General features: G+C 60.9%; 11 protein-coding genes. 9 read left to right on the plus strand and 2 right to left on the minus strand.

Annotation, left to right across the window (positions count from 1 at the left end; all coding sequences use genetic code 11):
- Window positions 1-2: 2 nt before the first annotated feature.
- From murD to lpxC, 9 genes are all read left to right on the plus strand, one after another.
- Window positions 3-1,349 (plus strand): UDP-N-acetylmuramoyl-L-alanine--D-glutamate ligase, encoded by a 1,347-nt coding sequence (murD, locus tag ACNYC6_RS18690; protein ID WP_419708630.1) that lies wholly within the window; start codon window positions 3-5, stop codon window positions 1,347-1,349.
- Window positions 1,346-2,563, plus strand: a complete 1,218-nt coding sequence (ftsW, locus tag ACNYC6_RS18695; RefSeq protein WP_419708631.1) for a putative lipid II flippase FtsW — start codon at window positions 1,346-1,348, stop codon at window positions 2,561-2,563. The genes murD and ftsW overlap by 4 nt, the downstream gene beginning before the upstream one ends.
- The gene (gene murG / locus ACNYC6_RS18700; protein WP_419708632.1) at window positions 2,553-3,623 is read left to right on the plus strand and encodes an undecaprenyldiphospho-muramoylpentapeptide beta-N-acetylglucosaminyltransferase; all 1,071 of its coding nucleotides are present in this window, start codon (window positions 2,553-2,555) and stop codon (window positions 3,621-3,623) included. The genes ftsW and murG overlap by 11 nt, the downstream gene beginning before the upstream one ends.
- A complete protein-coding gene (murC, locus tag ACNYC6_RS18705; protein ID WP_419708633.1) occupies window positions 3,616-5,076 on the plus strand; it encodes a UDP-N-acetylmuramate--L-alanine ligase in 1,461 nt (486 codons plus the stop codon). The genes murG and murC overlap by 8 nt, the downstream gene beginning before the upstream one ends.
- Window positions 5,073-6,041 carry a D-alanine--D-alanine ligase gene (locus ACNYC6_RS18710; RefSeq protein WP_419708634.1) on the plus strand — a complete coding sequence of 323 codons (969 nt, stop codon included), beginning with the start codon at window positions 5,073-5,075 and terminating at the stop codon, window positions 6,039-6,041. The genes murC and ACNYC6_RS18710 overlap by 4 nt, the downstream gene beginning before the upstream one ends.
- Before the next feature lie 4 nt (window positions 6,042-6,045).
- Window positions 6,046-6,912 carry a cell division protein FtsQ/DivIB gene (locus ACNYC6_RS18715; protein WP_419708635.1) on the plus strand — a complete coding sequence of 289 codons (867 nt, stop codon included), beginning with the start codon at window positions 6,046-6,048 and terminating at the stop codon, window positions 6,910-6,912.
- A 15-nt stretch (window positions 6,913-6,927) separates the two neighbouring features.
- Window positions 6,928-8,187, plus strand: a complete 1,260-nt coding sequence (gene ftsA / locus ACNYC6_RS18720) for a cell division protein FtsA (protein ID WP_175391042.1) — start codon at window positions 6,928-6,930, stop codon at window positions 8,185-8,187.
- A 72-nt stretch (window positions 8,188-8,259) separates the two neighbouring features.
- Window positions 8,260-9,453 (plus strand): cell division protein FtsZ, encoded by a 1,194-nt coding sequence (ftsZ, locus tag ACNYC6_RS18725; RefSeq protein WP_053154973.1) that lies wholly within the window; start codon window positions 8,260-8,262, stop codon window positions 9,451-9,453.
- 112 nt (window positions 9,454-9,565) lie between these two features.
- Entirely contained in the window at window positions 9,566-10,477 is a 912-nt protein-coding gene (lpxC, locus tag ACNYC6_RS18730; RefSeq protein WP_150702941.1) for a UDP-3-O-acyl-N-acetylglucosamine deacetylase, read from the plus strand.
- Window positions 10,478-10,556: 79 nt separating this feature from the next.
- Here the strand turns inward: lpxC and ACNYC6_RS18735 are convergent, their stop codons facing one another.
- Both ACNYC6_RS18735 and ACNYC6_RS18740 read right to left on the minus strand, forming a co-directional pair.
- Complete coding sequence (locus tag ACNYC6_RS18735; protein ID WP_419708636.1) at window positions 10,557-12,053, minus strand: diguanylate cyclase; 1,497 nt, start codon at window positions 12,051-12,053, stop codon at window positions 10,557-10,559.
- Window positions 12,054-12,263: 210 nt separating this feature from the next.
- A complete protein-coding gene (locus ACNYC6_RS18740) occupies window positions 12,264-12,482 on the minus strand; it encodes a hypothetical protein (protein ID WP_419708637.1) in 219 nt (72 codons plus the stop codon).
- Window positions 12,483-12,547 lie beyond the last annotated feature (65 nt).

Consider the following 12,547-nt stretch of genomic DNA (forward strand, 5'->3'; position numbering starts at 1 on the left):
TCGTGTCTCTGATCGCTTCTGACCACTTCCGCATCGTTGTCGGCCTCGGCAAGAGCGGCATGTCCCTGGTTCGCTTCCTGGCGAACCGGGGCGTGGCGTTTGCCGTGGCCGATACGCGGGAAAATCCACCGGAACTGGCCACGCTCAAGCGTGACTATCCGCACGTGGAAGTGCGTTGTGGCGAGCTGGACGTCGAATTCCTGTGCCGTGCCGACGAGCTCTACGTGAGCCCTGGCTTGGCGCTGGCGACCCCGGCCCTGCAGGCTGCCGCCGCCCGTGGCGTGAAATTGTCCGGCGATATTGAGCTGTTCGCGCGTAACGCGAAGGCGCCGATCGTGGCCATCAGCGGTTCCAACGCGAAAAGCACTGTGACCACGCTGGTCGGCGAGATGGCGGCTGCGGCCGGCAAACGTGTCGCCGTCGGTGGCAACCTCGGTACTCCGGCGCTGGACCTGCTGAACGACGACATCGAGCTGTACGTGATGGAGTTGTCGAGTTTCCAGCTGGAAACCACCGACCAGCTCAACGCCGAAGTGGCGACCGTGCTCAACATCAGCGAAGACCACATGGATCGCTACAGCGGTCTGCCGGCTTACCATTTGGCCAAGCACCGGATCTTCCGTGGCGCCAGGCAATTTGTGGTCAACCGTCAGGACGCGCTGAGCCGTCCGTTGATGGGCGAGGGCCAGCCGTGCTGGACCTTCGGCCTGACCAAACCGGATTTCAAGGCGTTCGGTATCCGTGAAGAAGAGGGCGAGAAATACCTGGCCTTCGAATTCCAGAACCTGATGCCGGTGCGCGAGCTGAAGATTCGCGGTGCACACAACCAATCGAATGCCCTCGCGGCGTTGGCGCTCGGTCATGCCGTCGGCCTGCCGTTCGACGCCATGCTCTCGGCCCTGCGCACCTTCGCCGGTCTCGAGCATCGCTGTCAGTGGGTGCGTGATCTGGATGGCGTGGCTTACTACAACGATTCCAAAGCCACCAACGTGGGCGCCGCACTGGCGGCCATCGAAGGCCTGGGTGCGGACATCAACGGCAAGGTCGTGCTGATCGCCGGTGGCGACGGCAAAGGTGCCGAGTTCAACGACCTGCGTGACCCAGTGGCGGCCAACTGCCGCGCCGTGATCCTCATGGGCCGCGACTCCGACAAGATCGGCGAGGCCATCGGCGATGCCGTACCGCTGATTCGCGCTGGTTCATTGATTGAAGCCGTTGAGCAATGCCGCGCCGCTGCGCAACCGGGCGACGTGGTACTGCTGTCGCCAGCCTGCGCCAGTTTCGACATGTTCAAGAACTACGAAGACCGTGGTCACCAGTTCGTCCGCGCCGTGGAGGATCTGGCATGAGCCTGATGAACATCATCAAGCCGTATCCATCGCCACTGATCACCGGGCGCGGGATCGACCTCGATTTCCCGATGCTCGCCGGTTGCCTGGCGTTGCTTGGCCTCGGGCTGATCATGATCGCCTCGGCCTCCACCGAAGTGGCGGCCGTGCAGTCGGGCAGCGCCCTGTATTACATGATTCGCCACCTTATCTATGTGGTGCTGGGGCTCGGTGCCTGCATCGTCACCATGATGATTCCGATCGCCACCTGGCAACGCCTGGGCTGGCTGATGCTGCTGGGTGCGTTCGGCTTGCTGGTGATGGTGATCATCCCCGGCATCGGCCGCGAAGTGAACGGTTCGATGCGCTGGATCGGTTTCAGTTTCTTCAACGTGCAGCCTTCCGAAATCGCCAAGGTGTTCGTGGTGATTTACCTCGCCGGGTATCTGGTGCGTCGCCAGAAAGAGGTGCGTGAAAGCTGGATGGGCTTCTTCAAGCCGTTCATCGTTCTGCTGCCAATGGCGGGCCTGTTGCTGATGGAGCCCGACTTCGGTGCGACCGTCGTGATGATGGGCGCAGCGGCGGCGATGCTGTTCCTCGGTGGGGTCGGGTTGTTCCGATTCTCCTTGATGGTGGTACTGGCCGTCGGGGCGGTGGTGCTGTTGATCCAGATGCAGCCCTATCGAATGGCGCGTCTGACCAACTTCGCCGACCCGTGGGCTGACCAGTTCGGTGCCGGCTATCAGCTGTCCCAGGCCTTGATCGCGTTCGGTCGCGGCGAGTGGCTGGGCGTTGGCCTGGGCAACAGCGTGCAGAAGCAGTTCTACCTGCCGGAAGCGCACACCGACTTCGTGTTCTCGGTCCTGGCCGAAGAGTTGGGCGCCGTGGGTTCCTTGTGCACGGTCGCGCTGTTCGTCTTCGTCTGTATTCGCGGCATGTACATCGGCTTGTGGGCCGAGAAGGCCAAGCAGTTTTTCGCGGCTTATGTGGCCTACGGTTTGTCGTTCCTGTGGATCGGTCAATTTCTGATCAACATCGGCGTGAACGTCGGTCTGCTGCCGACCAAAGGTCTGACGCTGCCGTTCCTCAGTTATGGTGGCAGTTCGTTGGTGATTTGCTGTGCCTGTCTCGGCTTGTTGCTGCGCATCGAGTGGGAGAGTCGAACCCATTTGGGCAGTGAAGAGATGGAGTTCCATGAGAGCGACTTCGCCGAGGAGCCGACCCATGGGCGCTAACGTATTGATCATGGCCGGCGGCACCGGCGGCCACGTGTTCCCGGCGCTGGCCTGTGCCCGTGAATTCCAGGCGCGCGGTTACACCGTGCACTGGCTGGGTACGCCGCGCGGCATCGAGAACGAACTGGTCCCGGCGGCCGGCATCGAACTGCATCGGATCAATGCCAGCGGTCTGCGGGGCAAGGGCAAATTGTCGCTGCTCAAAGCACCGTTCATGTTGCTCAAGTCGGTCTGGCAGGCACGGGCGATCATTCGTCAGCTGCGGCCGGCCTGCGTGGTGGGCTTTGGTGGCTATGTGACCGGTCCTGGCGGTGTTGCCGCCAAACTGGCCGGCGTGCCGGTGATCGTTCACGAACAGAACGCCGTGGCCGGTACCGCCAATCGGTTGCTGGTGCCGTTGGCCGCCCGAGTCTGTGAAGCGTTCCCCGACACCTTTACCCTGTCGAACAGCCGTCGCACCACCGGTAACCCGGTGCGCACCGAGCTGTTCCTCGAAACACCGCGACCAGCCCTGGCCGGTCGCAAGGCGCGTTTGCTGATCCTCGGCGGAAGCCTGGGCGCAGAGCCGTTGAACAAGTTGCTGCCTGAAGCCCTGTCGCAAGTCGCTGTCGACCTGCGCCCGGACGTGTTCCATCAGGCCGGCAAAAACCACGATGAAGTGACTGCAGAGCGCTACCGCGCGGCTGGCGTCGAGGCGCAGGTGCAGCCTTTCATCAAAGACATGGCCCAAGCCTATGGCTGGGCCGACCTGGTGGTATGTCGCGCAGGTGCGCTGACCATCAGTGAACTGGCCGCCGCCGGTCTGCCCTCGATGCTGGTGCCCTTGCCCCACGCGATTGACGATCACCAGACTCGCAACGCCGATTATTTGGCCCGTGAAGGCGCAGCCTTCCTGATGCCGCAAAGAACGACTGGCGCAGCGGATCTTGCCGCGCGCCTGACAGAGGTCCTGATGCAACCGCAACGACTCGAAGAAATGGCCCAAGCGGCCCGCCGTCTGGCCAAACCCGATGCCACCCGTAACGTGGTCGATTCCTGCCTGGAGGTGGCCCATGGTTGAGCATCAGAAAGCCATGCCGCAACCGGAAATGCGCCGCATCCGTCGCATCCACTTCGTCGGTATCGGCGGCGTGGGCATGTGCGGGATTGCCGAAGTGTTGCTGAACCTGGGCTATGCAGTATCCGGTTCCGACCTGAAGGCTTCGCCGGTCACCGAGCGCCTAGAATCTTTCGGTGCGCAGATCTTTATCGGTCACCGTGCCGAAAACGCCGCCGCCGCCGACGTGCTGGTGGTGTCGAGCGCCGTGAACACGTCCAACCCGGAAGTCGCCACCGCGCTGGAACGCCGTATTCCTGTGGTGCCGCGCGCAGAAATGCTGGCTGAACTGATGCGCTATCGCCACGGCATCGCCGTCGCCGGTACCCACGGCAAAACCACCACCACCAGCCTGATCGCTTCGGTGTTCGCTGCCGGTGGCCTGGACCCGACGTTCGTCATCGGTGGCCGTCTGAATGCCGCGGGCACCAATGCCCAGCTCGGCACCAGTCGTTACCTGATCGCCGAAGCCGACGAAAGCGACGCCAGTTTTCTGCACCTGCAACCGCTGGTGGCCGTGGTCACCAACATCGACGCTGACCACATGGCGACCTACGGCGGTGACTTCAACGTACTGAAGAAAACCTTCGTCGAGTTCCTGCACAACCTGCCGTTCTACGGTCTGGCGGTGGTGTGCCTGGACGATCCTGTGGTGCGTGAAATTCTGCCGCAGGTCAAACGCCCGACTGTTACCTACGGCTTCGGCGACGATTGCGACGTGCGTGCGATCAATGTGCGCCAACAAGGCATGCAGACCTTCTTCACCGTGCTGCGTCCTGACCGCGAGCCGCTGGATGTCTCGGTGAACATGCCGGGCAACCACAACGTATTGAACGCATTGGCGACCATTTGCATCGCCACCGACGAAGGCGTCAGCGATGAAGCCATTGTCCAGGGCCTGTCCGGGTTCCAGGGTGTCGGCCGACGCTTCCAGGTCTACGGCGAACTGCCGGTAGAGGGCGGCAACGTGATGCTGGTCGACGATTACGGTCACCACCCGACCGAAGTCGCGGCCGTGATCAAAGCCGTGCGCGGTGGCTGGCCGGAGCGCCGACTGGTGATGGTCTACCAGCCGCACCGTTACAGCCGTACCCGCGACCTGTACGACGATTTCGTCAATGTACTGGCCGATGCCAATGTGCTGTTGCTGATGGAAGTCTATCCGGCCGGCGAAGAGCCGATTCCGGGTGCCGACAGCCGCAAGCTGTGCAACAGCATCCGCCAGCGCGGCCAGCTCGATCCGATCTATATCGAGCGTGGTGTCGACCTTGCGCCAGTGGTCAAGCCGCTGCTGCGTGCCGGTGACATCCTGCTGTGCCAGGGCGCCGGTGATATCGGAGGTCTTGCACCAAAACTGTTGAAAAGTGAGTTGTTCGCCGGTGCGGTTGCCGCGCCGGAGAAGGGGAAGTTGAAATGACTGCTGCATACGCCAATCTCGTCTCCACGATCGCGCCGAAAGACTTCGGCCGCGTCGCCGTGCTGTTCGGCGGCAAGAGTGCCGAGCGCGAAGTGTCCCTGAAGTCCGGCAACGCCGTTCTCGACGCGCTGCAAAGCGCGGGCGTGGATGCGTTCGGCCTCGACGTCGGCGATGACCTGCTGCAGCGTCTGCAGAGTGAAAAGATCGACCGCGCCTTCATCATCCTCCACGGCCGTGGCGGTGAAGACGGCAGCATGCAGGGCCTGCTCGAATGCCTGGGCATTCCGTACACCGGCAGCGGCATCCTCGCTTCGGCACTGGCCATGGACAAGCTGCGCACCAAACAGGTCTGGCACAGCCTCGGGATTCCGACGCCGCGTCACGCGGTGCTGCGCAGCGAGGCCGATTGTATTTCGGCAGCGACGGAACTGGGCTTCCCTTTGATCGTCAAACCGGCGCATGAAGGTTCAAGTATCGGGATGGCCAAAGTGACTTCCGCGCCGGAATTGATCGACGCATGGAAAGCGGCCAGTACCTACGATTCGCAAGTGTTGGTCGAGCAATGGATTCAAGGTCCGGAGTTCACCATCGCCACCCTGCGTGACCAGGTGTTGCCTCCAATCGCCCTGGGCACGACGCACAGTTTCTACGACTACGACGCCAAGTATATCGCCAACGATACCCAGTACCGCATTCCGTGCGGGCTGGACAGCGCCAAGGAAAAGGAACTCATGGACCTCACGGCGAAAGCCTGTGAAGCGCTGGGTATCGCCGGTTGGGGCAGGGCGGACGTGATGCAGGACGCCGACGGGCAGTTCTGGTTCCTGGAAGTCAACACGGCACCGGGCATGACCGACCACAGCCTGGTGCCGATGGCGGCCCGTGCTGCCGGTCTGGATTTCCAGCAACTGGTCCTGGCCATCCTGGCAGCCAGTGTTGCCGGTAACGAAGAGCCAAGGGGTTAAGACCATGCACGGCGCTCAAGTCAGACATCAGCCACCCGCACCCGGCCGCAAGCCGGTGCCGCGGGGTGCCAGCCGAATGGTGGCCAAAGAGCCGATGTCTGCGCGCCTGCCGAAAGCCAATTTTGGTTTTCTGAAAAGTCTGTTCTGGCCGGTGCTGCTGGTGGCATTGGGGTTCGGTACCTATGAAGGCGCGCAGCGTTTGTTGCCATACGCCGACCGGCCGATCACCAAGATCAACGTGCAGGGCGATTTGAGTTACATCAGCCAGCAAGCGGTGCAGCAGCGGATCGCCCCTTTCGTGGCGTCGAGTTTCTTCACCATCGACCTGGCGAGCATGCGCACCGAGCTGGAACAGATGCCATGGATTGCCCACGCCGAAGTGCGTCGGGTGTGGCCGGATCAAGTGGTGATCCGCCTGGAAGAACAACTGCCGGTGGCCCGCTGGGGCGACGAGTCGCTGTTGAACAACCAGGGTCAGGCGTTCACCCCGCGTGAGCTGGCGAACTACGAACACCTGCCACAACTGTTCGGCCCACAAAGGGCACAACAGCAAGTGATGCAGCAATACCAGGTACTGAGCCAGATGCTCAGGCCAATGGGTTTCTCGATTGCACGCCTGGAGTTGCGCGAACGCGGCAGCTGGTTCCTGACCACCGGCCCCGGCAGTGCGGGCCCCGGAATCGAACTGCTGCTGGGACGCGGCAACCTGGTGGAAAAGATGCGCCGCTTCATCGCCATCTATGACAAGACGCTCAAAGAACAGATTACGAACATTGCGCGCATCGATCTGCGCTACGCCAACGGCCTCGCTGTTGGCTGGCGGGAACCTGTAGCGCCCACGGCAGCCCAACCCGCTGTCGCGAAGAATTAAGAAGAGGCAGGACCCATGGCAAACGTGCAAAGCGGCAAAATGATCGTCGGTCTCGATATCGGCACCTCCAAGGTGGTGGCGCTGGTAGGCGAGGTCGCGGACGACGGCACGCTGGATATCGTCGGGATCGGTACGCACCCGTCCCGTGGCCTGAAAAAAGGCGTGGTGGTGAACATCGAGTCCACCGTGCAGTCGATCCAGCGCGCCATTGAAGAAGCGCAGCTGATGGCCGGTTGCCGCATTCACTCGGCATTCGTCGGCGTGGCCGGCAACCACATCCGCAGCCTGAATTCCCACGGCATCGTGGCGATTCGAGATCGCGAAGTCAGCTCTGCCGACCTCGAGCGCGTGCTCGACGCCGCCCAGGCCGTGGCGATCCCGGCTGACCAGCGCGTGCTGCACACCCTGCCGCAGGATTACGTGATCGATAACCAGGAAGGCGTCCGCGAGCCACTGGGCATGTCCGGCGTTCGTCTGGAAGCCAAGGTTCACGTGGTCACCTGCGCCGTCAACGCCGCACAGAACATTGAAAAATGCGTGCGTCGTTGCGGTCTGGAAATCGACGACATCATTCTCGAGCAACTGGCTTCGGCTTACTCGGTGCTGACCGACGACGAGAAAGAACTGGGCGTGTGCCTGGTGGACATCGGTGGCGGCACCACCGACATCGCGATCTTCACCGAAGGCGCGATCCGCCACACCGCGGTGATCCCGATTGCGGGCGATCAGGTGACCAACGACATCGCCATGGCGTTGCGCACCCCGACCCAGTACGCCGAAGAAATCAAGATTCGCTACGCCTGCGCCCTGGCCAAACTGGCCGGTGCCGGTGAAACCATCAAGGTGCCAAGCGTTGGCGATCGTCCACCGCGCGAGCTGTCCCGTCAGGCCCTGGCCGAAGTGGTCGAGCCGCGTTACGACGAGCTGTTCACGCTGATCCAGGCCGAACTGCGTCGCAGCGGCTACGAAGACCTGATCCCGGCCGGCATCGTGCTGACCGGCGGTACGTCGAAGATGGAAGGCGCCACCGAACTGGCCGAGGAAATCTTCCACATGCCGGTACGCCTGGGTGTGCCTCACGGCGTGAAGGGCCTGGATGACGTGGTCCGCAACCCGATTTATTCCACTGGCGTTGGCCTGTTGATGTACGGCTTGCAGAAGCAATCCGACGGCATTTCGTTCTCGGGCATCGGCAGTCGCGACAGCTACAGCAACGAAGAGCCAAAAGGCGCCTTGCTCGATCGCATCAAGAGCTGGGTCCAGGGCAATTTCTGAAGATTTACCGCAGCACCGTTGTAGATACATGCAGTAGGCGAAAAAAACTAGAGAACGTAAAGGAGAGGGAAAATGTTCGAACTCGTAGACAACATCCCCGCAAGCCCGGTAATCAAGGTTATCGGTGTTGGCGGAGGCGGCGGCAACGCTGTCAACCACATGGTCAAGAGCAACATTGAAGGCGTCGAGTTCATCTGCGCCAACACTGATGCCCAGGCGCTGAAAAGCATCAGCGCGCGGACCATCCTGCAACTGGGTACTGGCGTGACCAAAGGTCTGGGCGCCGGTGCCAACCCTGAAGTAGGTCGTCAGGCCGCTCTCGAAGACCGTGAGCGCATTGCCGAAGTCCTGCAGGGCACCAACATGGTGTTCATCACCACTGGCATGGGCGGTGGTACCGGTACCGGTGCAGCGCCGATCATTGCCGAAGTGGCGAAGGAAATGGGGATCCTCACCGTTGCGGTGGTGACCCGTCCGTTCCCGTTCGAAGGCCGCAAGCGCATGCAGCTGGCCGATGAAGGTATCCGTCTGCTGTCTGAAAGCGTTGACTCGTTGATCACCATTCCCAACGAGAAGCTGCTGACCATCCTCGGTAAAGACGCCAGCCTGCTGTCGGCTTTCGCCAAGGCTGACGATGTACTGGCCGGTGCCGTTCGCGGTATCTCCGACATCATCAAGCGTCCGGGCATGATCAACGTCGACTTTGCCGACGTGCGTACCGTGATGAGCGAAATGGGCATGGCGATGATGGGCACTGGCTGCGCCAGCGGTCCGAACCGTGCACGCGAAGCCACTGAAGCGGCCATTCGCAACCCGTTGCTCGAAGACGTGAACCTGCAAGGCGCACGCGGCATCCTGGTGAACATCACCGCCGGTCCTGACCTGTCCCTGGGTGAGTACTCCGACGTGGGTAGCATCATCGAAGCCTTCGCTTCCGAGCACGCGATGGTCAAGGTCGGTACCGTTATCGATCCGGACATGCGCGACGAGCTGCACGTGACTGTCGTGGCGACCGGTCTGGGCGCTAAAATCGAGAAGCCTGTGAAGGTCATCGACAATACCGTTCACACTTCGATGGCTTCGCAGCCACAACAACAAGCCCCTGTTCGTCAGGAAGCTCCAGCGGTGAACTACCGCGACCTGGATCGTCCGACCGTCATGCGCAACCAGGCTCAGGCCGGTGCAGCGGCTGCCGCGAAGATGAATCCGCAAGATGATCTGGACTACCTGGACATCCCGGCATTCCTGCGTCGTCAGGCCGATTGATGAAATGTATCAGGGCTATGAAGGTGATTGGTGTTCAGCAAAGGCGTGGTCTGCTATCATCGCCAGCCTTTGTTGATACCAGTTCGCAATTTGCGCTGAAGCGGCCCAAGCCATGATTAAACAACGCACACTGAAAAATATTATCCGTGCCACAGGTGTAGGTCTGCACTCCGGGGAGAAGGTCTACCTGACCCTCAAGCCTGCGCCTGTCGACACCGGCATCGTCTTTCGCCGTGCCGACCTCGATCCAGTGGTCGAGATACCGGCTCGTGCGGCCAACGTCGGCGAGACAACCATGTCGACGACGCTGGTCAACGGTGACGTGAAGGTGGATACGGTGGAGCACTTGCTCTCGGCCATGGCTGGCCTGGGCATCGATAACGCCTACGTCGAGCTCTCCGCGTCCGAAGTCCCGATCATGGATGGTAGCGCTGGACCCTTCGTATTTCTGATTCAGTCGGCTGGCCTGGAAGAACAGGACGCTGCCAAGAAGTTCATCCGCATCCTGCGTGAAGTGACTGTGGAAGACGGCGACAAGCGCGCCACTTTCGTCCCTTTCGAAGGTTTCAAGGTGAGTTTCGAGATCGATTTCGATCACCCGGTTTTCCGTGACCGCACACAAAGTGCAAGCGTGGATTTTTCCAGCACTTCGTTCGTAAAAGAAGTCAGCCGCGCCCGTACCTTTGGTTTCATGAGTGACATCGAGTACCTGCGCAAGCACAACCTCGCACTCGGCGGCAGCGTTGAAAACGCCATTGTGGTCGACGCGGATGGTGTACTGAACGAAGACGGCCTTCGCTATGAAGACGAATTCGTGAAGCACAAGATCCTCGATGCAATTGGTGACCTCTACCTGCTGGGCAATAGCCTGATTGGTGAGTTCAAGGGCTTCAAGTCCGGCCACGCACTGAACAACCAGCTGCTGCGCAAGTTGATTGAGCAGACAGACGCCTGGGAAGTCGTGACGTTCGAAGACGCCAGCACTGCACCGATCTCTTACATGCGTCCTGTTGCGGCCGTGTAAGTAAAAAACCTCTCTAGTTTTTTAAAGGCTACCTTCGGGTGGCCTTTTTTTATGCCTCTAGGCTTAAAAGATCGCAGGCTCATCCAACCACCCGATTTCGCCCCCCTTCCTTGGCCTGATACAGCGCCTTGTCTGCCGCGAACAGCAACTGTTCCAGGCTGATGTCGCTCGCAGTCGTCCATGTGCTGATGCCGATGCTCACTGACATTGGTTGTTCATCACCCGCCACCAACGGCAGTTGCTGTACTTGCTCCCGAATTTGCTCGGCGATCTGCCGCGCACCTTCGCTATCGGTTTCCGCCAGGACCACCGAAAACTCCTCGCCGCCATAACGTGCAACCAGGTCTGTCGGGCGATGGACGTTGGCCTGAATGACACCCGCCAGCGCGCGCAGAGCCTGGTCACCGGCCTGGTGGCCATGGCGGTCGTTGAAGGCCTTGAAGTGGTCGGCGTCGATCATCAACACCGACAGTGGTTTGCCGGAACGTTGCGCCCGAAACCATTCATGGCGCAGGGTCTGGTCGAGGGTTCGACGGTTGGCCACCCCGGTCAAGGCGTCGGTCGCCGCCAACTGCGCCAGTTCCTGTTCGGCGTTGTAGCGCAGGCGCAATTCGCGGCAGAGCAACCAGGTCAGCCACAGCAGCGCGATGCACAGAATGCCGGTGGCGCCGCTGATCACAATGGCCGTGCGGTTCCAGGTGGCAAACACCTCATCGCCGGACAGCGCGACGATGACGGTTAACGGCAGGTTGCCGACCCGGCTGAAGGTGTACAGGCGTTGCTGTTCGTCAACACTGGATACGCTGTCGAAGCTGCCACTTCCCTCACGCAACATGCGCACGACGTTGGGTCGGGTGGCTAAGCTTTTGCCGATCGAGTTGTCTTCCAGAAACGGCTTCTGCGCCAACAGGACGCCGTCGTCGTTGATGATGGCCAGCGTGCTGCCAGTGCCGATGTCCAGGCTGTTGAACAACTGTTCGAAGTAAGCCAGGCGCATCGAGGCTACTGCCACACCTAAAAACTCCCCTGTGGGCGAAGAGATGCGCCGACTGAAGCTTATTTGCCATTCGTCGCTGTAGGCGCAGTCGCAGCGGGGTTTGAAGGGCCGACTGATGAACATGCCACTGTCGCGGTTGAAGGCATGGGTCAGGAAATAATCGCGATCAGCGAAGTTGCCCGGTTTGGGTTCGATCAACGACGAGTCGGCCAGCACTTCGCCGTGCTTGTCCAGCAACAGGATGTCGCCCTTATAGCGCGCCGTGGTGGAACGGTCGAAGAGCACCAGGTGGCGAATCTGTGCCGAAACCTGCTTGAGATCGTCCCGTTGCGCGGCGGCGATCAGGCCTTGCAGGGTCAGATCGTAGAGTTCCACCGTGCGCAACACATCGGCGTCGATCAATTGCGCGACGGTGGTCGCGCTGCGTGTGGCCGCCTGCTGGGCGTTGGCGTATTCGCGGATCAGCAAAAAGGTCACGATGCTGAGAATTGCGATGACCGTCAGGCTGCTGCCGAGGATGACCAGGATCTCGGGCCGTCCGGTGCTGCCTGCAGGGGGTGGGGTACGGCGTTCGGTCATAGGGCTGATGTCTGCTGGAGTGACTGGGCAAGCGTAGTCTCATAACCCTAGCAGGCAGTAGCCATCGTTGCGGCGATTGCAATGAACAACGCGCCGCTGGCTTCAAACACAGACGAAAAAAAGCCGCTGATGGCAGCGGCTTTGAAGACAATTTTTCAAAGGGAAGAGCCGATGAAAAGTGTCGAGGGAAACGGGAGCGACGCGCAGCAATCAGCTGTCTTTCAGGGCTTGGTCCTGGGTGCTGGATGCTTGCGGGGCCTGGGTGGCTTCGTGGGCTTTGGCGGTCATCTCGATCTGCTGCTGTTCGAAAGCGGCGGCGCGTGCGCTGTTGTGCGCGACGAACGCCTGCGACTCTTCAGCCATGGCGAACGGGGACAGGAACAAAGCGGACAAAACGAAAGCGCTGGCAATACCCATACTGTTGGACATCTTTAAAACCTTCTTGCTTGGCAAGTGCTGTTTGGTGCGGGCAAAGATAAGGATGTCGAGCGATG

This window comes from Pseudomonas sp. NFX224, assembly GCF_048565165.1.
In the GTDB taxonomy this organism is placed as follows: Bacteria; Pseudomonadota; Gammaproteobacteria; order Pseudomonadales; family Pseudomonadaceae; genus Aquipseudomonas.

Excerpts from the sequence above, each read along its gene's own strand:
- ftsW (WP_419708631.1), top strand. The coding sequence starts at position 1,346 with ATGAGCCTGATGAACATCATCAAGCCGTATCCATCGCCACTGATCACC.
- murG (WP_419708632.1), top strand. The coding sequence starts at position 2,553 with ATGGGCGCTAACGTATTGATCATGGCCGGCGGCACCGGCGGCCACGTG.
- ftsA (WP_175391042.1), top strand. The coding sequence starts at position 6,928 with ATGGCAAACGTGCAAAGCGGCAAAATGATCGTCGGTCTCGATATCGGC.
- ftsZ (WP_053154973.1), top strand. The coding sequence starts at position 8,260 with ATGTTCGAACTCGTAGACAACATCCCCGCAAGCCCGGTAATCAAGGTT.
- ACNYC6_RS18735 (WP_419708636.1), bottom strand. The coding sequence starts at position 12,053 with ATGACCGAACGCCGTACCCCACCCCCTGCAGGCAGCACCGGACGGCCC.
- ACNYC6_RS18710 (WP_419708634.1), top strand. The coding sequence starts at position 5,073 with ATGACTGCTGCATACGCCAATCTCGTCTCCACGATCGCGCCGAAAGAC.
- murC (WP_419708633.1), top strand. The coding sequence starts at position 3,616 with ATGGTTGAGCATCAGAAAGCCATGCCGCAACCGGAAATGCGCCGCATC.
- ACNYC6_RS18715 (WP_419708635.1), top strand. The coding sequence starts at position 6,046 with ATGCACGGCGCTCAAGTCAGACATCAGCCACCCGCACCCGGCCGCAAG.
- lpxC (WP_150702941.1), top strand. The coding sequence starts at position 9,566 with ATGATTAAACAACGCACACTGAAAAATATTATCCGTGCCACAGGTGTA.
- ACNYC6_RS18740 (WP_419708637.1), bottom strand. The coding sequence starts at position 12,482 with ATGTCCAACAGTATGGGTATTGCCAGCGCTTTCGTTTTGTCCGCTTTG.